Below are 23,693 nucleotides of genomic sequence, written 5' to 3'. Positions count from 1 at the left end.
GTCTGACACCCGCACCGGGGGCTCGCGGGCGGCTGCGCGACGTCGATGTCAGTGGCGTGGTGCAGCATCGGAGATGTGAGAAACGCGCCCACCATCCTGCATCTCGACATGGATGCCTTCTTCGCCCAGGCGGAGCAGGCATCCAAGCCGAGTCTGCGCGGGAAGGCGGTGGTGGTGGGTGTCCTCGGGCACCGCGGGGTGGTGGCGACCGCCTCGTACGAGGCACGGGTCTTCGGGGTGCATTCGGCGATGCCGATGGCCCAGGCACGCCGGCTCGCTCCGAACGCCGCCTACCTGTTCCCGAGGGGCGCGTTCTACCGCCGGATCAGCGATCAGGTCATGACGCTCCTGCGGGCCCTGTCGCCGCTGGTGGAGCCGCTCAGCCTGGACGAGGCCTTCGTGGACCTGGAGGCCGGGGAGGCCGCCTGGGACAGCGAGTCGGCGCGGCTGGCCGGGGTGCGGCTGCGCGCGGACATACGGGCGGTCACCGGACTGACCGGCTCGGTGGGGCTGGCCGCCTCGAAGATGCTCGCCAAGATCGCCTCCGAGCAGGCCAAGCCGGACGGCCTGGTGCTGATCGAGCCGGGCACCGAACGGGCCCTGCTCGCGCCGATGTCCGTACGGACGCTGCCGGGGGTCGGGCCGGCGACCGGGGACCATCTGCGGCGTGCCGGGATCACCACGGTCGAGGACATGGCCGAGGCCGGGGAGGACGAGCTGGTGCGGCTGCTGGGCAAGGCGCACGGGCACGCGCTGCACGCCATGGCACTGGCCCGTGACGACCGGCCGGTGGTGGCCGAGCGGGAGACGAAGTCCGTGTCGGTGGAGGACACCTACGACGTGGACATCCACGACCGCCTGCGGGTGGAGCTGGAGGTGCGGCGGCTGGCCGACCGGTGTGTGCGGCGGCTACGGGGGGCGGGTCTGTCGGGGCGGACCATCGTGCTCAAGGTGCGGCGGTACGACTTCTCCACGCTCACCCGGTCCGAGACCCTGCGCGGGCCGACGGACGATCCGGGCGTGGTGCGCGAGGCCGCGGCCCGGCTGCTGGACTCGGTGGACACGACGGGCGGGGTGCGGCTGCTCGGGGTCGGGGTCAGCGGGCTGGCCGACTTCACGCAGGAGGACCTGTTCGCGCAGGCGGCGGAGGAGGAGCGGGCGGACGCGCCGGAGGACGAGGTGGCGGAGGAGCCCGTCGTGGCCGAGGCGGCGCCCGCGGAGCACCGGTGGCGGCCCGGCCTCGATGTGCTTCACGCGGAGCTGGGGCACGGGTGGGTGCAGGGCAGCGGGCTCGGCCGGGTCACCGTGCGGTTCGAGACACCCGACTCGGAGGTGGGCCGGGTGCGGACGTTCCGGATCGACGACCCCGCCCTCGAGCCGGCGGATCCGCTGCCGTTGGTCCGGCGAAGACCGGACGAGCCGAGGCCGGCGGACGGCGGCGGCGAGCTGCCCGCGGTGCGGCCGGGGAACAGCCGGTGACGGGATCGAGCGCGGCGCCGGACGGGGAGGAGCCCGCGGGCCCGGCGGAGGTCTCGGCGGAGCGGCGTGACGAGGTGCGGGCGGTGGTCGAGCGGGTCAGCGGATGGGCCGCCGGGCGCGAGGACGTCGGTGGGGTGCTGCTCGTCGTGTCCTGGGCGCGGGGTGGCGCGCGGGCGCACTCGGATGTCGATCTCGTCCTGCTGACGACCGAGCCGGGCCGGTACGCCGACGACGAAGCCTGGGTGCGTGAACTCGCCCTGGGCGAGGTGATCCGCAACCGGGCCTGGGGGCCTGTCACCGAATGGCGGCACCGCACCGCGTCCGGTCTGGAGGTCGAGGTCGGCATCGGCCCGGTCGGCTGGGCACGCACCGATCCCGTCGACGACGGCACACGACGCGTCGTCACCGACGGGGTCCGGCTCCTGCACGATCCCCTGGGCCTCCTCGGGGCGCTGGTGGAGGCGTGCGGCCGGTCCGTTCAGGTCTCCTCCGTGCCCGCCAGCCTGCCGAAGTCGCGGTCCGGGAGCGGGGGAGGGCCGGCCACGTCGAGGCCGTAGTGGTGGTAGAGCTGGAGTTCCTGGTCGGGGGAGAGGTGGCGGCCCACGCCGAAGTCGGGGGCGTCCTTGATCAGGGCGCGCTCGAAGGGGACGTGGAGGGTGCCCTCGATCAGTTCGCTGGGCTCCAGGGGGACGAAGGCGTCCCTGCTGAACAGGCCGGTGCGTATCGCCGCCCACTCCGGCACGCCGGTCGCGTCGTCGAGGTAGACCTCGTCGATGGTGCCGATCTTGGTGCCGTTGCGGTCGAACGCCTTGCGGCCGATCAGGTTGCGCGGATCGATGTCGGTCTGCACGGGACCCCTCCACTTGGTCGCAAACTCATCCGTAAGCACTACAAAAGAGCACAACGGGGGTGGCGGCCACTCGGAAGGGGGCCTCATTGACCTCGCTGGTAGTCTGACAACGGCTGCTGACCCCGTGCGGGAGAGTCCTCCGGAGTTCGCCGGAGGCGCCGAAGGAGCAAATCCTCCCCGGAATCTCTCAGGCTCACGTACCGCATGGACGAGGTCACTCTGGAAAGCAGAGCGGGTGTCGACGGCGTCGACGGCTCCCGCTCTCACCGACGGTGAAAGCCGGTCGCCCTCGGGTGGCCGGTGAAGCTCTCAGGTTGAGATGACAGAGGGGGAGGCCGTCCGGGTACCCGCCAGTGGTGCCCCTCGAAGGTCGTGTCTGACCAGGAGGCCTCCGTAATGACCGCCCATCGCATTCCGCTCTCCGACCTCGAACAGGGAATCCCCTTCGAGCAGCGCCACATCGGGCCCGACCAGGAGGCGCGGGCCAAGATGCTCGCGCAGGTCGGCTACGGCTCCCTGGACGAACTCACCGCCGCCGCCGTCCCCGATGTGATCAAGAACGCCGACACGCTGGACCTGCCGGGCGCGCGGACCGAGCCCGAGGTGCTGGCCGAACTGCGGTCGCTGGCCGACCGCAACCAGGTGCTGGACCCGATGATCGGGCTCGGCTACTACGGCACCTTCACCCCGCCGGTCATCCTGCGCAACGTCATGGAGAGCCCGGCCTGGTACACGGCCTACACGCCGTACCAGCCGGAGATCTCGCAGGGCCGGCTGGAGGCGCTGCTGAACTTCCAGACCATGGTCGCCGAGCTGACCGGACTGCCGACCTCCGGCGCGTCGCTGCTCGACGAGGGGACGGCGGCGGCCGAGGCGATGGCCCTGTCCCGGCGCATGGGGAAGAACAAGAAGGGCCTCTTCCTGATCGACGCGGACGCGCTGCCGCAGACCATCGCCGTGATCGAGACCCGCGCCGAGCCGACCGGTGTCGAGGTCGTCGTCGCCGACCTCAGCGACGGCATCCCGGCCGACATCGCCGCGCGGGAGATCAACGGCGTACTGGTCCAGTACCCGGGCGCCTCCGGAGCCGTACGCGATCTCAGGCCGGTCGTCGAGCAGGCGCACGAGTTGGGGGCGCTCGTCACCGTCGCCGCCGATCTGCTCGCGCTGACGCTGCTGACCTCGCCCGGTGAGCTGGGCGCGGACATCGCGGTCGGCACGACGCAGCGGTTCGGGGTGCCCATGGGCTTCGGCGGGCCGCACGCCGGATACATGGCCGTGCACGAGAAGTTCGCGCGCAGCCTTCCCGGGCGGCTCGTGGGTGTGTCCGTCGACGTGGACGGCAACAGGGCCTACCGGCTGGCGCTGCAGACGCGTGAGCAGCACATCCGCCGGGAGAAGGCGACCAGCAACATCTGTACGGCGCAGGTACTGCTCGCCGTCATGGCCGGCATGTACGCCGTCTACCACGGGCCCGAGGGGCTCCGGGCGATCGCGCGGCGCACCCACCGCTACGCCTCGGTCCTGGCCGCCGGGCTCACCGCCGGTGGCGTCGAGGTCGTGCACGGCTCCTACTTCGACACGCTGACCGTGCGGGTGCCCGCGAAGGCCGCCGAGGTGGTGGCCGCCGCCCGGACCAACGGCGTCAACCTGCACCTCGTCGACGCCGACCAGGTGTCGATCGCCTGCGACGAGACCACCGGGCGGGCCCAGCTCACCGCTGTCTGGCGGGCGTTCGGGGTCGAGGGCGACATCGAGGCCCTCGACGCGGTCACGGAGGACACCCTGCCCGCAGGGCTGCTGCGCCGCGACGAGATCCTCACCCACCCCGTCTTCCACCAGCACCGCTCCGAGACCGCCATGCTGCGCTACCTGCGCAGGCTGGCGGACCGCGACTACGCGCTCGACCGGGGCATGATCCCGCTGGGCTCCTGCACCATGAAGCTCAACGCGACCACCGAGATGGAGCCGGTCACCTGGCCCGAGTTCGGGCAGCTGCACCCCTTCGCGCCCGCCGAGCAGGCGCGAGGCTATCTCACGCTCATCCATGAGCTGGAGGAGCGGCTCGCCGAGGTCACCGGGTACGACAAGGTGTCCCTCCAGCCCAACGCCGGGTCGCAGGGCGAGTTCGCCGGACTGCTCGCCGTACGCGGATACCACCGGGCCAACGGGGACGCGCAGCGGACCGTGTGTCTGATTCCGTCGTCCGCGCACGGCACCAACGCCGCGAGCGCCGTGATGGCCGGGATGAAGGTCGTCGTCGTGAAGACCGCCGACGACGGCGAGATCGACGTCGAGGACCTGCGGGCGAAGATCGAGAAGCACCGCGACGAACTGGCGGTGCTGATGATCACCTACCCGTCGACGCACGGGGTGTTCGAGGAGCATGTCGCCGACATCTGCGCGCAGGTGCACGAGGCCGGCGGTCAGGTGTACGTCGACGGCGCCAACCTCAACGCGCTCGTCGGGCTCGCCAAGCCGGGGCACTTCGGCGGCGATGTCTCGCACCTGAACCTGCACAAGACCTTCTGCATCCCGCACGGTGGCGGCGGTCCGGGCGTCGGCCCGGTGGCCGTACGGTCGCACCTGGCGCCGTACCTGCCGAACCACCCGCTCCAGCCGGAGGCCGGGCCCGCTACGGGCGTGGGGCCGATCTCGGCGGCGCCGTGGGGCTCCGCGGGGATCCTGCCGATCTCGTGGGCCTATGTGCGGCTCATGGGCGGGGAGGGGCTGAAGCGGGCCACACAGGTGGCCGTGCTGTCCGCCAACTACGTCGCCAAGCGGCTCGAACCGCACTACCCGGTGCTCTACACCGGCCCCGGCGGGCTGGTCGCGCACGAATGCATCATCGACCTGCGTCCGCTGACGAAGGCGACCGGCGTCAGCGTGGACGATGTGGCCAAGCGGCTCATCGACTACGGCTTCCACGCGCCGACGATGTCGTTCCCGGTGGCCGGGACGCTGATGATCGAGCCGACCGAGTCCGAGGACCTGGCCGAGCTGGACCGGTTCTGCGAGGCGATGATCGCGATCCGCGGCGAGATCGAGAAGGTCGGCTCCGGTGAGTGGCCGGCCGAGGGCAACCCGCTGCGGAACGCTCCGCACACGGCGGCCGCGCTGGGCGGGGAGTGGGACCACGCGTACACGCGCGAGGAGGCCGTCTTCCCGGCCGGGGTGTCCGCCGCCGACAAGTACTGGCCGCCGGTGCGACGCATCGACCAGGCCTACGGCGACCGGAACCTGGTCTGCTCCTGCCCGCCGCTGGACGCGTACGAGGACTGATCCGACAGCCGTACGTCATGAGGGCCCCCGTCCGGTCAGGGCGGGGGCCCTCCGGCGTGCCCGAGGGCGGTTCAGGCCGGGTAGGCGTGTGTCTGGGCGGCCTTGACCGTCGCCCACACCGGGGCGCCGGGACGCAGGTCGAGTTCGGCGGCGGCGATGGTGGTGAGGTCCGCGGCCAGCGGGAGTTCGCCGGTGAGGTCGGCGCGGATCTGGTCGCCGTGGGTCTCCAGGCCCGCGACCTCGCAGCGCCACAGGTTGCGGGCGCTGGAGCCGGTGGGGCGGTCGCGGTGGAGGGTGACCGCGCTCGGTGGGAAGGCGACGAAGGCCGGCCCGGAGAGGATCTCCGTGGTGGTGAGCGGGGGGCCCGCGACGAGGTGGACCGTGTGGCCGTCGGCCCGGCCGCGGTAGAGGTTCAGGCCGACGAGCTGGGCGATGTAGTCCGTGCGCGGGTGCCGGGCGATGTCCGACGGGGTGCCCTCCTGCACGACCGTGCCGTGCTCGATGACGACCAGGCGGTCCGCGAGGACCATGGCGTCGAGCGGGTCGTGCGTGACCAGGACGGCGACCGCCTCGAACTCGGCCAGGTGGCGGCGCAGTTGGGCGCGTACCTCCAGGCGGGTGCGGGCGTCCAGGGCGGCGAGGGGTTCGTCGAGCAGGAGCAGCCGGGGGCGGGTGGCGAGGGCGCGGGCCAGCGCGACCCGTTGGGCCTGGCCGCCGGACAGTCGGCGGGGCTTGGCGACGGCGTGCTCGGCGAGGCCCATCCGCTCCAGCCATCCGGCCGCCTGCGCGCGTGCCTCGGCCTTGCTCGCGCCGTGGCAGCGCGGGCCGAACGCCACATTGTCGAGGGCGCTCAGATGCGGGAACAGCAGGTAGTCCTGGAACACCACGCCGACCGGGCGGGCCTCCGGCGGCGTACGCTCCAACGCGTCTCCGTCCAGGCGGAGATGGCCGCCGGTGAGCGGGACCAGGCCGGCGAGGGCGCGCAGGGCCGTCGTCTTGCCGGCGCCGTTCGGGCCGAGCAGGGCGACGACGTCGCCGGGGGCGGCGCTCAGCGTGATGTCGAGGCGGAAGGCGTCCCGGTCGACGACGAGGTGGGCGTCGAGGCCCTCGGCGGTGTCCGGCGGGATGCCGTCGGGGGCGCTCATGACGTGGTCATCCAGCGGTCGCGCAGGCCCGCCAGTACGGCGATGGAGACGGCCAGCAGTACCAGGCTCAGGGCGATGGCGGCCTCCGGGTCGCTCTGCAGGGCCAGGTAGACGGCCAGCGGCATCGTCTGCGTGCGGCCGGGGAAGTTGCCCGCGAAGGTGATCGTCGCGCCGAATTCGCCCAGTGCGCGCGCCCAGGCCAGTACGGCGCCCGCCGCGATGCCCGGCGCGATCAGCGGCAGGGTGACCCGGCGGAACGCCGTGAAACGGGAGGCGCCCAGGGTGGTGGCCGCCTCCTCGTAGCGGGGGTCTGCGGCGCGCAGCGTGCCCTCGACGCTGATGACGAGGAACGGCATCGCCACGAACGTCTCCGCGAGCACGACGCCGGTCGTGGTGAACGGCAGGGTGATGCCGAACCAGGCGTCCAGCCACTGGCCGACCACGCCGTTGCGGCCCAGGGCGAGCAGCAGGGCGACGCCGCCCACGACCGGGGGCAGGACCAGGGGGAGCGTCACGAGCGCGCGGACGAGACCGCGGCCGGGGAAGTCGGTGCGGGCCAGCAGCCATGCCAGCGGTACGCCGATCACCAGGCTCAGCGCGGTCGCCGACGTGGCGCAGACCAGGGACAGCCGCAGGGCCTGCCACACCTCGGGGCTCGTCAGCTGCTCGGGCAGGCTGTGCCACGGTGCCCGGATCAGCAGGGCGACCAGGGGCAGCAGGAGGAAGGCAAGGCCCAGAAGGGCGGGCAGCAGGAGGGCGAAGGGGACGCCGGTGCGGATCCGGCCCGGCCGCCGGCCGCCCTTGCGGGTGTCGGAGGCGGGGGGCGTCACGGCGTGAGGAACCCCGCCTCGGTCAGTGCCTTCTGGCCCTCGGCGGAGCGCACGAGGGTGACGAAGGCCTTGGCCGCCTCCGCGTTCGGGGCGTCCTTGAGCGGGGCGATGGGGTAGTCGTTGACGGCGTCGGCCGACTCGGGGAAGTCCACGCCCTCCACCTTGTCACCCGCCGCGCGCACATCGGTCTTGTACACCACCGCGGCGTCGGCCTCCCGCAGCTCCACCTTGGTGAGGGCACTCTTGACGTCCTGCTCGTAGGAGACCGGGGTGAGCTCCAGGCCGCTCGCGTCGAGGGCCTTCTGGGCGGCGGCGCCGCACGGCACGGTCCTGTCGCACAGGACGACCTTGAGGCCGGACTTCGTGAGGTCCTTCAGGGAGGTGACCTGGTCGGGGTTGCCCGGCAGGGTGGCGATCGCGAGCTGGTTGCGGGCGAAGGTGACGGGGGCGGAGGCGTTGTCCTTCGCGTCCGTCACGATCGCCATGGTCTTGCTGCTGGCGGCGGCGAACACGTCGGCCGGGGCGCCGCTGGTGATGCTCGCGGCGAGGGTGTCGCTGCCGCCGAAGTTGAAGACGACCTCGGTGCCGGGGTGCGCCTTCTCGAACTCCGCGCCCAGGGCCGTGAAGGTCTCCTGGAGGGAGGCCGCCGCGAAGACGGTCACCGTGCCGGACACCTTCGCCGCACCCGGCGCGGAGGAGCTGGACCCGGACGAGGTGTCGTCGGAGGAGGAGCAGGCGCTCAGTACCAGCAGCGCCGCGACCGCCGTGCCCGTCAGGGGAAGGGTCCGGCGGGCCCGGCGGGCGGTTCGGGGCGTCACGGTGCACTCCTCGGTGTCGCGTCGTCGTCGGGGTCCCTTGGACGGACCCTGCCGCGATGATACTGCCGCAGGTGCGAGGTGAAACACCCTTGTCGCTTCGCATGAGCGGCTTCGATGGCGGTTGTAGGTGTGCATGTGCGGTGCTCGCCGCCGTGCCGGTGGCCGCGGGCGCGTCTCAGACGCGGTCGATGTGGACGTTGGTCGACTTCACGCGGGCCGTGGCCTCCATGCCGACCTCCAGGCCGAGTTCCTCGACGGCCTCGCGGGTGAGGAGGGAGACGAGGCGGTGCGGGCCCGCCTGGATGTCGACCTGGGCGGCGACGTCCCCCAGCTTGATCGCGGTGACGATGCCGGGGAACGCGTTGCGGGCCGAGGTGTAGGAGGCGCCCCCCTCCTCGCCGCCGCCCGACCCGGCGAGTTCGACGGAGAAGGCGGCGAGGTCCTTGCCGTCGATGAGGCGTCGTCCGGTGTCGTCGCGGTGCGTCGGCACCCGGCCCGCGTCCGCCCAGCGGCGTGCGGTGTCGGGGCTCACGCCGAGCAGGCGCGCGGCCTGGCCGATGGTGTAGGACTGCATGCCGGTCACGATAGGGGCAGGCGGGGGAGGGGGCGGATCCGGGTGCTGGGTGCCGGTTGCGACCGGGGCTGCGGGGTTGAACCGGCCGTCCGAAGGTCGCGGGGCGGCTTGGTGGGCCCTGTCGCGGGCTTCGGGGCCATGCCGTAGCGGGTAGACGAGGGCGTGTCGCCCGGTCGGTGGGTCTGGCTCGCGGACCGGCAGTGGGGTGCCGGGACAGGAGCTGCGGAGTCCGTGGCGGGCCGAGGTCGGCGTCGGTGGTGGCGTTCTCCTCGGTGAGGTCCCGCGGCGGGGCCTGTGTGCGGGTCCGCCGCTCTGCGGGGGCCGTCGGCTGGGAGGGTCAGCCCGCGTGGACGCGGGGGCGGCGGGCGCGGTCCGGTTCCGCCTCACGCAGGACCTCGCGGGTGACCGGGGCGACCTCGCCCTGGCCGAAGAGGAAGAAGCGCAGGAAGTTGGCGAACGGGTTGCCCTCGGTCCACTCGAAGTAGATGTGCGGGGTGCGGCTCGTCGCATCTCGGACGTGGAGGAGAAGCGCGGCCAGGGCGTTGGGGATGGAGGAGGACTCCAGCGTGAGGACGCGGTAGCGGTTGTGCAGGACCTCGCCGCGTACGGTCAGACCTGCCTCGAACTCGGAGGGGTCCAGGACCGTCACCTCGACGAAGACGAAGTCCTCCTGCTCGGGGACGTCGTTGTCCTGGCGGATCTGCTCGATCTTGTCGCGGTACTCGGCCTGGTCGCGCTGATCGGGCTCGTTGGCGATGAACCGGATCTTCCGGCTGGCCATGTCCCGGACGAAGCGTTCCGCCATGGGGTCGAGGGTCACGCTGGTGACGCGCAGTTCGAAGGCGCGGGCCAGGCGGGACAGGAGGGAGACCAGGATGATGCCGGCGATGAAGCAGGCGCCGATCTTGACGCCGTCGGGGCGCTCGATGACGTTGACGACCGTCGTGTAGAGGAACACCGCCGAGATGACCGCGAAGCCGATCGTCCCCTTGCGCTGTCCGGCCTTGTGGGCGGCGATGGTCACCGCGATCGCGGCGGAGCTGATCAGCACCAGTACGCCGGTGGCGTAGGCGCCGCCCTGGGCGTCGACGTCGGCGTCGAAGATCCAGGTGACCAGGAAGGCGACCAGGGTGAAGACGATGACCATGGGCCGCACGGCACGGGCCCAGTGCGGGGCCATGCCGTACCGGGGCAGGTAGCGGGGCATCAGGTTGAGGAGGCCTGCCATCGCGGAGGCGCCGGCGAACCACAGGATGGCGATCGTGGAGACGTCGTAGACGGTGCCGAAGATGTTGCCCAGATAGTCGTGCGCGAGGAAGGCGAGCGCGCGGCCGTTGGCGGCGCCGCCGGGCTCGAACTCCTTCTCCGGGATCAGCAGGGTGGTGATGAAGCTGGTGGCGATCAGGAAGCAGCTCATGATGACGGCGGCGACGGTGAGGAGCTTCTTGGTGTCGCGGATGCGGCCGGCCGGCCGCTCCTCGGTGTCGCCGGGGTCGCCCTTGACGTGCGGCATGACGGCGACGCCGGTCTCGAAGCCGGAGAGGCCGAGCGCGAGTTTGGGGAAGACGATCAGGGCGACGCCGATCATCACGAAGACGTTGCCGTGCTCGGCGGTCAGGGCGTTCGACCAGTCGGTGACGACATGGCTCTCGGTGGCCACGTGCCACAGTCCGACCGTCACGACGACCGCGTTCAGCGCGAGGTAGACGCCGACCAGGGCGACGGCGACGCCGATCGCCTCCAGGAAGCCCTTGAGGAAGACCGCGCCGAGCAGGGCCACCAGGACGAGGGTGATCAACACCTGCTTGTCGTGCAGCGCGTCCGTCAGGTGAGGGTTCTCGACGAGGTGGGTCGAGGCGTCCGCCGCGGACAGGGTGATGGTGATCAGGAAGTCGGTGGCGGCGAAGCCGAGCAGTGTGAGGACGAACAGCTTGCCCTTCCAGAAGGACAGCAGCCGCTCCAGCATGGAGATCGAGCCCTCGCCGTGCGGGCTCTCCTCGGCGACCCGGCGGTAGACCGGCAGGGCGCCGGCCAGGGTGACGACCACCAGCACGATCGTGGCGATCGGTGAGAGCAGGCCGGCGGCGAGGGCCGCGATGCCTGGCTGATAGCCGAGGGTGGAGAAGTAGTCGACGCCGGTCAGGCACATCACCCGGTACCAGGGCCGGCCCTTGTCGGCCGGTTCCGGTACGGCGTGCGGACCCTGGTGGCCGCCGCCCTTGCCCATGTCCGACAGGCCCTCCAGCATCCAGGCGCGCAGGCGACTGGGCGGCGGGTGCTCGGTGGTGGCCATCGGCGGGCTCCTGATGTGCGCTCGGCGTGTGGGGGATCAACCTGCGGTTTCCGGCCATGACGCGGACGGCGGCATCAGCGTAAGCGGAGAGTGACGCATGGGCCCACGGATCTCGGGGCCGACGGCGTCAAGCTTCCGTTAAGACTGGCGCGGTGGGTGATGCCTGACTGAAAGCAGGCGACTTGTAGCAGTTTCGTCCACTGAGGTCGAGGGGAGTTGGGGCGTCGGCGGCTACGGGGTGTCATCGGCGGGCTCCTCGGGTGGTCGCCCAGCGGTATGTCCGTGGCGCGGTCGACCGGCGGTATGCCGTGGGGCGGTCGCCCTCCGTGCTGCGGCTGGGGCGGGCATCTCCCGCCCCTTCGGCGGTGCCGACGCGCGGTCTTGTCCCTCTCTGGACGGGCCTCTACAGTCCGCTTCGTAATGTTCGTCAAGTGAGTCGAATGTTTCGGACCCTGGATCTGTCGCCCGTCTGACGGAAGTGCGGAAATTTCTCTGTGTTCAAGGGGTTGCCACTCGTCCGGCGCTGTCTCTAGGGTGCGGCAGCAGCGAAGCTTTCTGGATTCGTACCGAAACTTTCGATCTCAGGACGGCCGTGGGGGCCGTTCCGTACCCCAAGGAGCGCATGATGGGCGACCCGGGACTCTCCCGACGAGGCTTCCTGGCGGCCTCCGCCGCGGCCGGTGTGGGCATGACGGCACTGAGTGCCTGCGGCGGCGACTCGGACGGAGGATCGTCGGGGACGACCACCATCGAGTGGTGGAACATCTCCACCACCCAGCCGACCAAGGACGTCTGGGCCCGTCTCGCCAAGCAGTTCGAGGCCCAGAACCCCAAGGTGAAGGTCAAGATCGTCCAACTCGAGAACGACGCCTACAAGTCGAAGATGACAGCGCTGACCGCCTCCGGGAAGCTGCCCGACATCTTCCACACGTGGGGCGGCGGCGTTCTGCAGCAGCAGGTGGACGCCGGACTCGTCGAGAACCTCACCGACCGCACCAAGGACTGGGCGGACGGTCTGCTGCCGGTCGCCAAGGAGCCGTACCTGCTGGGCGACAAGGCCTACGGCATTCCCTTCGACATCGGCATGATCGGGTTCTGGTACAACAAGGCCCTCTTCAAGCAGGCCGGCGTCAGCGCGCCGCCCACCACGTGGAGCGGATTCCTCGACGCCGTAAAGAAGTTGAAGGCCGCCGGCATCACCCCGATCGCCCTGGCGGGCAAGGAGAAGTGGCCCGGCATGTACTACTGGGCGTACCTCGCGATGCGTACCGCCGGACTCGACGCCCTCCAGAAGGCCGACAAGGACAAGGACTTCACCGGGGACGGCTTCGTCCAGGCGGGGGAGCACCTCCAGGACCTGGTGGACCTCCAGCCCTTCCAGAAGGGCTTCCTGGGCGCCGCATACTCCAGCCCGACCGGTCAGGCCGCCTCCGTCGGCAACGGCAAGGCCGCGATGGAACTCATGGGCCAGTGGGCCCCGGTCGTGGAGGCCGACGCGGGCAAGGGGCTCGGCGCCGACCTCGGGTTCTTCCCGTTCCCCGAGGTCGAGGGCGGGCAGGGCAAACTCACCGAGGTGTTCGGCGGAGGCGGCGGGCACGCCCTGCGCGCCGATGCCCCGCAGGAAGCGGTCGACTTCCTGAAGTTCTTCGCCTCGGCCGCCACCGACAGCGCACTGGTCAAGGAGACCGGTGTGCTGCCCGTGGTACCCGCCGCCGAGAGCGCGCTGACCGACCCCAACCTCAAGGCCGTACAGACCCAGTTGAAGGCGGCCACCGGCTTCCAGCTCTACCTCGACCAGGCGTACGCGCCGGCCGTGGGCCAGGAGATCAACGACAGCGTCGCCGCGCTCATCGCCGGTTCCAAGTCATCCGCACAGGTCGCCCAGTCGATCACCAAGGTCGCGAAGGAAGAGCAGTAGCCCGCAATGACCTCGACCTACCTTCCGGACAAGCGCAGCGGCCCGGACGCCGGTGCCCCGCCCCCGGCCGCAGAAGCGGCCCGGGGGCGGGGCCGGCGGCGCACCCGCCTTTGGCTCACCGCCGTAGCCTTCCAGGTGCCCGCCCTGGTGCTGTTCGGCGTGCTCGTGCTGCTGCCGATGCTGTTCGCGCTGTACGCCTCGTTCTTCCGCTGGGGCGGCTTCGGCATGCCCGAGAACTACATCGGCGTCGACAACTTCACCCGTCTTCTCGACGATCCCGTCTTCGTCGGTGACCTGTGGCGCTGCCTGGTCCTGGTTCTCTTCTCGCTCGTGGTCCAGCTGCCGTTCGCGCTCGCCCTGGCGGTCGCGCTCAACCAGCGCATCCGCGGCCGGGCGGTCTACCGGATGCTGTTCTTCGCGCCGTACATCCTCTCCGAGGCGATCACCGGCGTGCTGTTCGCCATGATCTTCGCGCCCGACCAGGGTCTCGCCGACCATGTGCTCGGCGCGGTCGGTCTGGACGGCCTGGGCGGGGAGTGGTTCGCCGACCCGTCGACCGTCATGGCCACCCTCTTCCTCGTCATGACGTGGAAGTTCTTCGGCTTCCACATGATGCTCTACCTGGCCGGACTCCAGTCCATCCCGGCGGAGTTGACCGAGGCCGCGCTCATCGACGGCGCCGGCCCCTGGCAGCGCTTCCGTCACGTCACGCTGCCGCTGCTCGCACCGACCCTGCGGATCAGCGTGTTCCTGTCCATCATCGGCTCGGTCCAGCTGTTCGACCTGGTCTGGGTCACCACGGCGGGTGGCCCGGACCACCACTCCGAGACGATGGCCGTGACCATGTTCCAGTACGGCTTCAAGCGCTACCAGGTCGGCTACGCCAGCGCGATCAGTGTCGCCATGTTCGTCATCAGCCTCGTCTTCGCCCTCGCCTACCAGAGGTTCGTCCTGCGCCGCGATCTGGAGGGGGCCACCACGACCCTGAGAGGAGGCGGCGCATGAGCGACCGCAAGACTGGCCGAAACCTTCCGCTGCACCTCGTTCTCGTCGCCGTCGGCGCGGCGATGGCCGTCCCCCTCGTCTACGCCGTCCTGTCCGGCTTCAAGACGACCGACGAGCTGTCCCGCAACCCGATCGGCCTGCCCGAGTCGTGGGTGACCTCCAACTACACCGACATCCTCGGCACCGCCGCGTTCTGGCAACTCGTCGGCAGCAGCACGCTCATCGCGATCGGTACGACGGTGGTGGTGGTCGCGGTGTCCGCGCTCGCCGCGTTCTCCTTCGCCCGGTTCGCCTTCCGTGGCCGCGAGGTGCTGTTCACCCTGTTCACGCTGGGGCTGATGTTCCCCTTCGCGGTGGCGGCCCTGCCGCTGTTCCTGCTGCTGCGCCAGCTCGGGCTGCTGGACAACCCGCTCGGCGTGATCCTGCCGCAGGCCGCCTTCGGGCTGCCGATGACCATCGTGATCCTGCGCGGCTTCTTCCAGCAGATCCCGCCCGAGCTGGAGGAGGCGGCCACTCTCGACGGCTGCAGCCCCCTCGCCTTCTTCTGGCGGATCCTGCTGCCCATGGCCCGCCCCGCCCTCGGCACGGTCTCCGTGCTGGCGGTGGTGGCCAGCTGGAACAACTTCTTCCTGCCGCTGCTGGTGTTCACCGACTCCACCTGGTGGACGATCCCCATCGGCGTGCAGCAGTTCCAGGGCCAGTACTCGGCCGAGTACGCCCGCGTCTTCGCGTATCTCGTCCTCGCCATGGTCCCCGCCCTGGCCTTCTACTCCGTCGCCGAGCGCCAGCTCGTCGGCGGCCTCACCGCCGGCGCCACGAAGGGATGACGCGCGCCCGCGGAGTACGGCCCTAGTGCCTGTCGTCGCCTTTCCTCCACCGCTGTTCAAGCGCGTGGGAGGTGCTCCCGGCCTCGTGACGGGAAGGCGACGGCGGGCCGCACGACACCACCCATCGTGAGGAGTCGCACCATGCCCCGCACCTCCCGTACCCGGCTCAGACTCGCCGGCGTCCTCGCCGCCGTCCTGGTCAGCGCCGGTGTCGCCACCGGCCCGGCCGCACAGGCGCAGGAGAAGCCCCTGACGCTCGCCGACCTCGCCGAGCGCCACGGCCGCTACTTCGGCAGCGCGACCGACAACCCCGAACTCACGGACGCCCCCTACACGAAGATCCTGGGCGACGAGTTCGACATGATCACCCCCGGCAACGGCATGAAGTGGTACGCCACCGAGCCCCAGCAGGGCGTCTTCGACTTCTCCGCAGGCGACGAGATCGTGAACCTCGCCCGCGCCAACCACCAGAAGGTCCGCGCCCACACCCTCGTCTGGCACAGCCAGCTGCCCGGCTGGCTCACCGACCGGGAGTGGACGGCCACCGAACTGCGGGCCGTCCTGAAGAAGCACATCCAGACCGAGGTCCGCCACTACCGCGGCAAGGTCTACGCCTGGGACGTCGTCAACGAGGCGTTCAACGAGGACGGCACCTACCGGGAGACCGTCTTCTACAAGACGCTCGGCCCCGGCTACATCGCCGACGCCCTGCGCTGGGCCCACCAGGCCGACCCCAGGGCCAAGCTCTACCTCAACGACTACAACGTCGAGGCCGTCGGACCCAAGAGCGACGCCTACTACACCCTCGCCAAGCAGCTGAAGGCGCAGAAGGTGCCGCTGCACGGCTTCGGCCTTCAGGCCCACCTGGCCCTCCAGTACGGCTATCCGACGAGCCTGGAGGACAACCTCCGCCGCTTCTCCCGCCTCGGCCTGGACACCGCGCTCACCGAGGTCGACGTACGGATGGAGCTGCCCGCCACCGAGGAGAAGCTCGCCCAACAGGCCGACTGGTACCGGGACATGACCGAGGCGTGCCTCGCGGTGCGGCGGTGTGCCGGAATCACCATCTGGGACTACACGGACAAATACTCGTGGATTCCCGCGTTCTTCCCCGGTGAAGGGGCGGCCCTGCCGTGGGACGAGCAGCTCGCGCCGAAGCCTGCGTACTACGCGATCCGCGAGGCGCTGAAGTAGAGGCGCTGAAGCAGCGGCGCTGAAGTAGAGGCGCTGAAGCAGCGGCGTTCAAGCGGAAGAGTCCCCGCGGGACTTGAGCAGAGGCGCCTGAAGCGGGGCGTCGACGCGAGGGCCGCCCGGCGTGGGGCGGTGTCAGGGGGCGGGAGCTGGTGGTGCGGTGCTGGCGCGCACCACCAGCTCCGTGCCCAGTTCCACCCGTGGTGAGTCCGGCCGCTCGCCGCGGGCCAGGCGCAGGACCGTACGGACGGCGAGCTGGCCCATGTCGGCGAGGGGCTGCCGGATCGTCGTCAACGGCGGTGCGGACCAGCGCACTTCGGACAGGTCGTCGAAACCCACCACACTCATGTCCTCAGGGACGCGCAGGCCGCGCCGGCGCAGCGCCTCGATCGCGCCGAGCGCCATCTGGTCGCTGGCCGCGAACAGAGCGGTCGGCGGTTCGGCCAGATCGAGCAGGGCGTTGCAGCCGGTGAAGCCGGACTCGGGGTGGAAGTCGCCCGGCACGACCAGGGATTCGTCCAGGGCGACGCCGGCCGCCTCCAGGGCCGCCCGGTAGCCGTCGAAACGGGCCCGCGAGCACAGCAGCCGCGGCGGCCCGGCGATCAGGCCGATCCTGCGGTGGCCGAGGGAGAGCAGGTGCTCGGTGGCGGCCAGGCCCCCGGACCAGTTGGCGGCGCCGATCGTCGGGGTGTCGAAGGCGGGGGAGCCCATCGGGTCGACGACCACCAGGGGGACGCCCAGGATGCGCAACTGCTCGTGCAGCGGCGGTTCCAGGGCCGAGGTGACGAGGATGACGCCGTCGGAGGCGCGGGCCCGCAGATTGCGCATCCACTCACGCGCGTCGCCGGTGCGGCCGTGGATCGCGGACACCACCGTGCCGGCCCCGGCGGCGTGTGCGGCCTCCTCGACCCCGCGGATGATCTCCACGGCCCAGGGTGAGTCCAGGTTGTTGAAGACCAGGTCGAGCAGGGCGGCACGGGACGGGAGGGCGGCGGGGCGCTTGCGGTAGCCGTGCAGACGCAGCAGGTCCTCGACGCGGGCGCGGGTCGCGGGGGAGACGTCGGAGCGGCCGTTGACCACCCGCGACACGGTCGGCACGGAGACCCCGGCCCGGCGGGCGATCTCGGTGATGGTGACCTTGCCCCGGGGCGCGGGTGCCGTCTCGTCCGCCGCCACTGTGCCCACCTCTGCTCGCCGATCCGTGCTCCGGAACTTCCAGGAGTCTTCCGGAAATCGAGGGCCCGTGGGAAGAGGAACAGGAGGGAAACCGCGGGGTTACGCGGAGTGAGCACCGCTGGACGCGCGTCGGGGCCGGCGCGCAGCGGCGGCTGCGGTCCGGCCCCTCGGTTCGGTGGACGGTGTTCGTCGATGCCGTCCGGGTGGTGCCGAGGCGGTGCTGCTCAGGCCTGCTGATCAGGTGGTCTCACGAGCGTGCTCCGATCGGACGGTGCTGCTCATGCGGCGCTGCTGTTCAGCGGTGCCGTTCATGCGGTGCTGCTCATGCGCTGCTCAGAAGGTGCTGCTCATGCGGTGCGTACTGTTCAGGCGGCCGTGACGATCCGGCTGCCGGCCAGCGGGCGGTGCGGTGCGATGATCCGGCCGTCGGGCAGGATCTCGCCGGTGTCCTCGAAGAGCAGGACGCCGTTGCACAGCAGGCTCCAGCCCTGTTCCGGGTGGTGCGCCGCGAGGCGGGCGGATTCCCGGTCGGCGGAGTCGGCTGTCGGGCACGGTGGCTGGTGCTGGCACATGGAGGGGATCTCTCGCTCTGGCGTGGTGTGTGGAAGGTGTGTCGTGTCTGTCCCGCGGCGTGAAACGTCGTTCATGGCCGCCCCCCGTTGTGATAAGTCGGTCGGAACCCAGTGTTGCCCCACGGACGTCGATCCGCAGGGATTTCGCGGCACCGCTCCTCACAGGTTCATGACGCATCACCCGCGCGGGCGGTTCATTCCCACCGCACCGTCACTTCGGGTGGTTTCGGCCGACCGAATGGGCTAGTCGGCATGGGCCGTTGCGTTCGGACCGCCCGGCACCGCATCGCACCGTACCCCGCCACCGGAACCGCGGTGGCGGGGCACGGGCGTACATGTCAGGCGGGCGAGCCGAGGAGGGGCGGCCGGGTCACCCGCAGGGTCAGGACCGGCAGCAGTTCGGCGACCCGGTGCGGACGGTGCGCGGCGATGCCGGGCGGTGCCGGGGCCAGTGGCACCAGCAGGTCGGTCGGCGCCGGATGGCCGGTGGTGCCGTCCGAGGCGCAGTCGCCGTGCAGCCACAGGGTGAGCATGTACAGGCTCGGAAGAGACAGCAGTCGCGCCTGGTACGGCTGTGCCGTCGACTCGGACTGCTGCAGTGCCAGTTCGGTGGAGGCGAGGTACGGGCCCTCGAAGAAGTGCGAGAAGGCCCAGCCGTCCGGGGTCAGCCGGGTCTCGGCCGCGGCCAGCGCCCGGTCGCCGCAGCGGATCAGGAAGCGCCAGCCGGCCAGCCTGGTCGCGGACATCCCCTCGGGGGTGATCCGGTCCAGGACGTGCACGGGCAGTGGAAGTTCCGGGGTGAGGGGTCCCTGGGCGGTGCGCAGGGAGGAAGTCCTCGCCTCGCGGACCGCGGTGGGGGAACCGAGTGCCGTGAGGACGGAGCGCAGGGCGGGCGCGGGAGCCGGGGGGACATGCAGCGGCATGGTGGGTCGCCTCTCATTCGACAGGCACGGTGGCACGAGGGCGTGGGTGGGGCGGACGGCGCTGTCAGCTCTCAAGGTGAGGTCAAAGAGGCGGGGGCCGGGTCTGGGAACAGGGGTGCGCCTGTGGCCTGCCGTCCGTCTCGTAGACGACGACAGGCTCCTTCGACCGCGGTGTGCCCACCTTCTCTGCCTTGTTCGCGGAGTTTATACGACACGTGTTCAGACTGTGTTTCGTCTAGCCGCTTCCTGGACACTCGGCAAGATTCCATTCGGACGGCGATACGCGTGAATCATCCCGATTCAGAGCGGCGTACGGCTCGATGACCTCAGGATATGTGCGTGCGGCGGTCGGCCTATTCTCGTCGGTGTTTTTCACGAGATCCCGAGTTCGTGAATCTGCCCTTTGCTTCATGCCCGACGAATGTGCCTCCGGTCACTTACGGCCGCTTCGGTCAGAGTAGCGGGTGCCGTGCCGGGTAGGTGACGTTATCGATCGACGGGGCTGGGCATCATCCCCCCTGACCCCGGGACACCGGCGGCCGGATCCTCGGACCGCCCATGCGAGGAGGGACGCCCGATGGGGGAGAAGGTCGTGGCAGGCGCGTTCGACCTGTCCGATCGTCAGCGCTACCGCGACAAGCTGCGACAGTGCCTGACGGTGCTGGAGCGGCTGCTGGCCCAGCAGCGTTTCGACCGCCCCAAGAACCTCATGGGGCTGGAGATCGAGCTGAATCTCGCGGGCGCCGACGGTCTGCCGAAAATGTTGAACGGGGAAGTGCTGGAGCGGATCGCCAGCCGAGATTTCCAAACAGAACTGGCCATGTTCAACCTGGAAGTCAACATAGCTCCACACCGGCTGGGCGGGCGGGTATTCGACCGGCTCGCGGAGGAACTCCGCACGTCGCTGGCATATGCCCACCGAAAGGCGGGAGAGGTCGACGCGGGAATCGTGATGATCGGTATTCTGCCGACTCTGGACCGTGACCACCTGGTCTCCTCCAACCTTTCCGACGTCGACCGCTACACCCTCCTCAACGATCAGATCGTGGCGGCCCGCGGCGAGGAGTTCACCCTCGACATCGAGGGCGTCGAGCACCTTTCCTGCACCTCGAAGTCCATCGTCCCCGAGGCCGCCTGCACCTCCGTGCAACTGCACCTCCAGGTCACGCCGGGCCGCTTCGCCGACGTCTGGAACGCCGCGCAGGCCGTCACCGCCGCCCAGATCGCCATCGGCGCCAACTCACCGTTCCTCTTCGGCCGCGAACTGTGGCGCGAGTCCAGGCCGCCGCTGTTCCAGCAGGCCACCGACACCCGGCCACCGGAACTCCAGGCACAGGGCGTGCGTCCGCGGACCTGGTTCGGCGAGCGGTGGATCAGCTCCGCGTACGAGCTGTTCGAGGAGAACCTGCGCTACTTCCCCGCGCTGCTGCCCATCTGCGACGACGAGGACCCGCAGGAGGTACTGGCGGCGGGCGGCACCCCCAAGCTCGCCGAGCTGGTCCTGCACAACGGGACCGTCTACCGCTGGAACCGTCCCGTCTACGGCATCGCCGACGGCGTCCCGCACCTGCGCGTCGAGAACCGTGTCCTGCCCGCCGGCCCCACGGTCACCGACGTCGTCGCCAACGCTGCCTTCTACTACGGCGTGGTCCGCGCCCTGGCCGAGGAGTCACGGCCCGTATGGACGCGGCTGCCCTTCGAGACCGCCGCCGCCAACTTCGACGCCGCCTGCCGCTACGGCATCGACGCCCGGCTGCGCTGGCCCCGGCGAGGCCGGCTGGGCGGCGTCGCGGAGGTCGACGCGGTGAGCCTCGTACGCGACGAACTGCTGCCGCTGGCCGAGGCGGGGCTGGACGCGTGGGGGGTGGAGCCGGCCGACCGTGATCTGTATCTGGGAGTCATCGAGGAGCGGTGCCGGCGCCGGACCAACGGGGCGAGCTGGCAGGTGGCGACCTTCCACCGCGCGCTGGAGGCCGGACTGCCGCGGGACGCCGCGCTGGCGGCGACGACCCGGCGGTACGCGGAACTGAGCCATCGGGGGGAGCCGGCGCACACCTGGCCGGTGGGGCTGCCGGAGCCTGTCCCCACGGGGTGAGAGCCACCGCGGTCCCCTTCGTCCGGGGTTCTCCGGACGGAGAGGGGGTCGCCGCCGGTCGCATCGCACGGATCGGGCAAGCTGTGACGTCCGACGGTGGTGCGGCAGGTGTGAAGGTGGAGGCCCGGTAGGTGGCTGATTCTTTTCCGCAGGAGAAGTTCTCCCGACGGATCCTCCGGGACGAGACGCTGCTCGTCCTGGGCGTCTCGCTCGGTGCCAGCGGGGTGTCCGCCCTGATCAGTTTTGTCGGATCGGTCACGAAGCCGGGCGGCCTCAGGGACCAGGCGGCGACCCTGAACGCCTCGGCCGCGCCCGGCCGCCCCTGGCTCGATCTCGCCTGGCAGCTGTTCGGGATCGCCAGCTCGCTCGTCCCCGTCGCGCTCGTCGCGCACTTCCTGCTGCGCGAGGGACGGGGCCTGCGCACCCTCGGCTTCGACCGCACCCGACCCTGGTTCGACCTCGGCCGCGGTGCCGCGATCGCCGCGGTCATCGGCAGCTCCGGCATCGCCTTCTACCTCGCGGCCCGCGGCCTCGGCTTCAACCTCACGGTGGTCCCCGAGGCGCTGCCCGACGTGTGGTGGAAGTACCCGGTGCTGATCCTGTCCGCGCTCCAGAACGCGATCCTCGAAGAGGTCATCGTCGTCGGCTATCTGCTGCGCCGCCTCGGCCAGCTGGGCTGGACACCGGTCGGCGCGCTGATGGCCAGCTCCGTACTGCGCGGCTCGTACCACCTCTACCAGGGCATCGGCGGGTTTATCGGCAACATGGTGATGGGCCTGGTCTTCGTCTACCTCTACCGGCGCTGGGGCCGGGTGGGGCCCCTGGTCGTGGCGCACTCCCTGCTCGACATCGGGGCCTTCGTCGGGTACGCGCTGCTGGCGGGCAAGGTCGACTGGCTGCCCACGGCGTGAGCGCCGGCCGTACGTCCCTTGCCCGGCGCCGGTCACGCGAGCAGGTCGCCCTCGATGACGGTGACCGCGCGGCCCTTCAACAGGGTGCGCCCGCCGCGCAGTTCGGTACCGACGTGACCGGAGCGCGGTGAGGCCTGGAGGCCGGTCAGCTCGGTGCGGCCGAGGCGCTCCGACCAGAAGGGGGCCAGCGCCGTGTGGGCGCTGCCGGTGACCGGGTCCTCGTCGATGCCGACGTTCGGGAAGAAACAGCGCGAGACGAAGTCGTGGCCCAGACCGGGCTGCTCGGCGCGGGCGGTGGCGATGATGCCGCGCGCGGAGTGGGCGCACAGGGCCTGGTGGTCGGGGCGCAGGTCCCGCACGGTCTTCTCGTCGGCTAGTTCGACCAGCAGGTCCCCGACGTTCGGGCCGGTGTCGAAGGCCGTGAGCGGTTCGGCGCCCAGTGCCTCGGCGACCCCCGCCGGGACGTCCACGCGCGAGAGCGGGGCGGTCGGGAAGTCCAGGGTGATCGAACCGTCCTCGGCGGGCGTGGCGACCAGCACCCCGCTGAGGGTCGCGAACCGCACGGGCCCCGCGTGGGCGCCCGTGCTGTGCAGGACGTGCGCGGTGGCGAGCGTGGCGTGACCGCACATCGTCACCTCGGTGACGGGAGTGAACCAGCGCAGCGCCCAGTCGGCCTCGCCGCCGGGCGGCAGCGGGTGCGCGAACGCCGTCTCGGCGTGGTTGACCTCCAGGGCCACGTTCTGGAGCCGGTCGTCGCCAGGGAAGGCGTCGAGCAGCAGGACCCCGGCCGGGTTACCGGCGAAGGGACGGTCGGTGAAGGCGTCGACGATACGAATCCGCATGCGGCGACGGTAGGCGGTGGGAGCGCCGGCGGGCCAAGGCCAATCGGCGAGTCGTGGACCGGGCGGGAACCCGTCGCGCCCGCCCGGTCGTTGACCGCGGTGACGGCGGCCGGCCCGGCGGGCGCCGCGAGGAGACAGCGAGGATCCCCCTGAACGGCGGCACGGCAAGGAGCGACGAGGGCACGCTCGTGCTGACCGGCGCGACCGGCTTCATCGGGTCGCGCGCGCTCGGCGCGCTGACGGACGGAGGCCGGGGAACACGCGTGCGCGCGCTGGTCCGGACCGTTCCCGACGACGGGGGGCGGGCGGGGTCCGTCGAGTGGGTGCGCGGCGACCTGACCGACCCGGACACGGTGCGCGGTCTCTGCGAGGGCGCGCGCGTGGTCGTCCATCTCGCCTCGTACATCGGCGGCGACGAGCGGCTGTGTGAGGCGGTCAACGTCGACGCCACCCGTGCGCTGATGGCCGAGGCACGGCGGGCCGGCGTCCGCCGGGTGGTGCACCTGTCGACGGCCGCGGTGTACGGCGCGGGCCCGCACCGGGGCATCACGGTGGACGAGATACCCGCGCAGCCGGTCTCCGCCGTGAGCCGGACCCGGCTGGCAGGGGAGGCCTACGCGCGGGAGGCCGGCGCGGTCGTCCTGCGGCCGGGGCTGGTCCTCGGGGCCGGTGACCGCTGGACCGTGCCCGGCCTTCGGGAACTCGTCGAGCGGGTGCCGGCCGAGTGGGACGGCGGGCGTGCCCTGCTGTCGTTGGTCGACGTCGGCGACCTCGCCCGCCTGATCGCCACCGTCGCCACCGGTCCCCGGCGGGTGCCGCCCGGCGTCTACCACGTGAGCCATCCCGACCCGGTGCGCGTCGGCGACCTGCTCGCGGTGCTGGCGCGGCACGGCGTGCTGCCACCCCGCCCGGAAGCCGACTGGCCGTGGCCCGTCTGCCTGGAGCGGCTGCGCGCCACCCCC

Annotated in this window: 20 protein-coding genes and 1 riboswitch; of the genes, 10 read left to right on the top strand and 10 right to left on the bottom strand. The window is 71.2% G+C overall.

Annotated elements, in window-relative coordinates; translation table 11 throughout:
* Positions 1–75 precede the first annotated feature (75 nt).
* Positions 76–1,479 carry a DNA polymerase IV gene (locus BZL64_RS20715; RefSeq protein ID WP_086770697.1) on the top strand — a complete coding sequence of 468 codons (1,404 nt, stop codon included), beginning with the start codon at positions 76–78 and terminating at the stop codon, positions 1,477–1,479.
* Complete coding sequence (locus BZL64_RS20710) at positions 1,476–2,036, top strand: nucleotidyltransferase domain-containing protein (RefSeq protein WP_208639485.1); 561 nt, start codon at positions 1,476–1,478, stop codon at positions 2,034–2,036. Before BZL64_RS20715 ends, BZL64_RS20710 begins: the two co-directional genes overlap by 4 nt.
* On the opposite strand, the gene BZL64_RS20705 is transcribed toward BZL64_RS20710, so the two are convergent.
* Positions 1,958–2,329 carry a PRC-barrel domain-containing protein gene (locus BZL64_RS20705; protein WP_208639484.1) on the bottom strand — a complete coding sequence of 124 codons (372 nt, stop codon included), beginning with the start codon at positions 2,327–2,329 and terminating at the stop codon, positions 1,958–1,960. The two genes, BZL64_RS20710 and BZL64_RS20705, sit on opposite strands and share 79 nt — an antisense overlap.
* A gap of 117 nt (positions 2,330–2,446) precedes the next feature.
* A riboswitch (glycine riboswitch) is annotated at positions 2,447–2,542 on the top strand.
* A gap of 183 nt (positions 2,543–2,725) precedes the next feature.
* Here BZL64_RS20705 and gcvP point away from each other — a divergent pair.
* Positions 2,726–5,611 carry an aminomethyl-transferring glycine dehydrogenase gene (gcvP, locus tag BZL64_RS20700; RefSeq protein ID WP_086770695.1) on the top strand — a complete coding sequence of 962 codons (2,886 nt, stop codon included), beginning with the start codon at positions 2,726–2,728 and terminating at the stop codon, positions 5,609–5,611.
* Positions 5,612–5,682: 71 nt separating this feature from the next.
* Here the strand turns inward: gcvP and BZL64_RS20695 are convergent, their stop codons facing one another.
* The 5 genes from BZL64_RS20695 to BZL64_RS20675 all read right to left on the bottom strand — a co-directional run bounded on the left by BZL64_RS20695 (position 5,683) and on the right by BZL64_RS20675 (position 11,271).
* Positions 5,683–6,756: an ABC transporter ATP-binding protein gene (locus tag BZL64_RS20695; protein ID WP_086770694.1), complete on the bottom strand. Its 1,074-nt coding sequence runs from the start codon at positions 6,754–6,756 to the stop codon at positions 5,683–5,685.
* A complete protein-coding gene (locus BZL64_RS20690) occupies positions 6,753–7,586 on the bottom strand; it encodes an ABC transporter permease (RefSeq protein WP_086770693.1) in 834 nt (277 codons plus the stop codon). Before BZL64_RS20690 ends, BZL64_RS20695 begins: the two co-directional genes overlap by 4 nt.
* Complete coding sequence (gene modA, locus BZL64_RS20685; protein ID WP_086770692.1) at positions 7,583–8,404, bottom strand: molybdate ABC transporter substrate-binding protein; 822 nt, start codon at positions 8,402–8,404, stop codon at positions 7,583–7,585. Before modA ends, BZL64_RS20690 begins: the two co-directional genes overlap by 4 nt.
* Positions 8,405–8,579: 175 nt before the next feature.
* The gene (locus BZL64_RS20680) at positions 8,580–8,978 is read right to left on the bottom strand and encodes a TOBE domain-containing protein (RefSeq protein ID WP_086770699.1); all 399 of its coding nucleotides are present in this window, start codon (positions 8,976–8,978) and stop codon (positions 8,580–8,582) included.
* A gap of 337 nt (positions 8,979–9,315) precedes the next feature.
* Positions 9,316–11,271, bottom strand: a complete 1,956-nt coding sequence (locus tag BZL64_RS20675; RefSeq protein ID WP_086770691.1) for an APC family permease — start codon at positions 11,269–11,271, stop codon at positions 9,316–9,318.
* 625 nt (positions 11,272–11,896) lie between these two features.
* Between BZL64_RS20675 and BZL64_RS20670 the strand changes: the two genes are divergently transcribed.
* From BZL64_RS20670 to BZL64_RS20655, 4 genes are all read left to right on the top strand, one after another.
* Complete coding sequence (locus BZL64_RS20670; RefSeq protein ID WP_086770690.1) at positions 11,897–13,189, top strand: extracellular solute-binding protein; 1,293 nt, start codon at positions 11,897–11,899, stop codon at positions 13,187–13,189.
* 6 nt (positions 13,190–13,195) lie between these two features.
* Positions 13,196–14,194, top strand: a complete 999-nt coding sequence (locus BZL64_RS20665; RefSeq protein ID WP_086770689.1) for a carbohydrate ABC transporter permease — start codon at positions 13,196–13,198, stop codon at positions 14,192–14,194.
* Positions 14,191–15,021 (top strand): carbohydrate ABC transporter permease, encoded by an 831-nt coding sequence (locus tag BZL64_RS20660; protein WP_086770688.1) that lies wholly within the window; start codon positions 14,191–14,193, stop codon positions 15,019–15,021. The genes BZL64_RS20665 and BZL64_RS20660 overlap by 4 nt, the downstream gene beginning before the upstream one ends.
* Positions 15,022–15,162: 141 nt before the next feature.
* The gene (locus BZL64_RS20655; RefSeq protein WP_086770687.1) at positions 15,163–16,215 is read left to right on the top strand and encodes an endo-1,4-beta-xylanase; all 1,053 of its coding nucleotides are present in this window, start codon (positions 15,163–15,165) and stop codon (positions 16,213–16,215) included.
* A gap of 132 nt (positions 16,216–16,347) precedes the next feature.
* On the opposite strand, the gene BZL64_RS20650 is transcribed toward BZL64_RS20655, so the two are convergent.
* The 3 genes from BZL64_RS20650 to BZL64_RS20640 form a co-directional block, all read right to left on the bottom strand.
* Positions 16,348–17,388 (bottom strand): LacI family DNA-binding transcriptional regulator, encoded by a 1,041-nt coding sequence (locus BZL64_RS20650; RefSeq protein ID WP_167396174.1) that lies wholly within the window; start codon positions 17,386–17,388, stop codon positions 16,348–16,350.
* 365 nt (positions 17,389–17,753) lie between these two features.
* On the bottom strand, positions 17,754–17,960 hold the full coding sequence (locus BZL64_RS20645) for a DUF5999 family protein (RefSeq protein ID WP_086770685.1): 207 nt from the start codon (positions 17,958–17,960) through the stop codon (positions 17,754–17,756).
* A 338-nt stretch (positions 17,961–18,298) separates the two neighbouring features.
* Positions 18,299–18,883, bottom strand: a complete 585-nt coding sequence (locus tag BZL64_RS20640; protein ID WP_086770684.1) for a hypothetical protein — start codon at positions 18,881–18,883, stop codon at positions 18,299–18,301.
* Positions 18,884–19,460: 577 nt separating this feature from the next.
* Here BZL64_RS20640 and BZL64_RS20635 point away from each other — a divergent pair.
* Both BZL64_RS20635 and BZL64_RS20630 read left to right on the top strand, forming a co-directional pair.
* Entirely contained in the window at positions 19,461–20,978 is a 1,518-nt protein-coding gene (locus BZL64_RS20635) for a glutamate-cysteine ligase family protein (protein WP_086770683.1), read from the top strand.
* Between the two features lie 131 nt (positions 20,979–21,109).
* The gene (locus BZL64_RS20630) at positions 21,110–21,889 is read left to right on the top strand and encodes a CPBP family intramembrane glutamic endopeptidase (protein WP_086770682.1); all 780 of its coding nucleotides are present in this window, start codon (positions 21,110–21,112) and stop codon (positions 21,887–21,889) included.
* Positions 21,890–21,921: 32 nt separating this feature from the next.
* Here the strand turns inward: BZL64_RS20630 and BZL64_RS20625 are convergent, their stop codons facing one another.
* Positions 21,922–22,731 carry a PhzF family phenazine biosynthesis protein gene (locus tag BZL64_RS20625; protein ID WP_086770681.1) on the bottom strand — a complete coding sequence of 270 codons (810 nt, stop codon included), beginning with the start codon at positions 22,729–22,731 and terminating at the stop codon, positions 21,922–21,924.
* Between the two features lie 53 nt (positions 22,732–22,784).
* On the opposite strand from BZL64_RS20625, the gene BZL64_RS20620 reads away from it, so the two are divergent.
* The coding region (locus BZL64_RS20620; RefSeq protein ID WP_244205422.1) for an NAD-dependent epimerase/dehydratase family protein at positions 22,785–23,693 on the top strand (909 nt) is incomplete at its 3' end.

Origin of the sequence: Streptomyces bobili (genome assembly GCF_002154575.1) — a bacterium.
Classification (GTDB): domain Bacteria; phylum Actinomycetota; class Actinomycetes; order Streptomycetales; family Streptomycetaceae; genus Streptomyces; species Streptomyces bobili.
The sequence above is the reverse complement of the archived record's forward strand: the minus strand, read 5'-3'. Positions and strand labels throughout refer to the sequence as shown.

Bases quoted from the DNA above. Each gene is read 5' to 3' on its own strand.
- BZL64_RS20635 (WP_086770683.1), top strand. From the start codon at position 19,461: ATGGGGGAGAAGGTCGTGGCAGGCGCGTTCGACCTGTCCGATCGTCAG.
- BZL64_RS20665 (WP_086770689.1), top strand. From the start codon at position 13,196: ATGACCTCGACCTACCTTCCGGACAAGCGCAGCGGCCCGGACGCCGGT.
- BZL64_RS20655 (WP_086770687.1), top strand. From the start codon at position 15,163: ATGCCCCGCACCTCCCGTACCCGGCTCAGACTCGCCGGCGTCCTCGCC.
- BZL64_RS20645 (WP_086770685.1), bottom strand. From the start codon at position 17,960: ATGTGCCAGCACCAGCCACCGTGCCCGACAGCCGACTCCGCCGACCGG.
- BZL64_RS20640 (WP_086770684.1), bottom strand. From the start codon at position 18,883: ATGCCGCTGCATGTCCCCCCGGCTCCCGCGCCCGCCCTGCGCTCCGTC.
- BZL64_RS20675 (WP_086770691.1), bottom strand. From the start codon at position 11,271: ATGGCCACCACCGAGCACCCGCCGCCCAGTCGCCTGCGCGCCTGGATG.
- BZL64_RS20625 (WP_086770681.1), bottom strand. From the start codon at position 22,731: ATGCGGATTCGTATCGTCGACGCCTTCACCGACCGTCCCTTCGCCGGT.
- BZL64_RS20695 (WP_086770694.1), bottom strand. From the start codon at position 6,756: ATGAGCGCCCCCGACGGCATCCCGCCGGACACCGCCGAGGGCCTCGAC.
- BZL64_RS20680 (WP_086770699.1), bottom strand. From the start codon at position 8,978: ATGCAGTCCTACACCATCGGCCAGGCCGCGCGCCTGCTCGGCGTGAGC.
- gcvP (WP_086770695.1), top strand. From the start codon at position 2,726: ATGACCGCCCATCGCATTCCGCTCTCCGACCTCGAACAGGGAATCCCC.
- BZL64_RS20660 (WP_086770688.1), top strand. From the start codon at position 14,191: ATGAGCGACCGCAAGACTGGCCGAAACCTTCCGCTGCACCTCGTTCTC.
- BZL64_RS20670 (WP_086770690.1), top strand. From the start codon at position 11,897: ATGGGCGACCCGGGACTCTCCCGACGAGGCTTCCTGGCGGCCTCCGCC.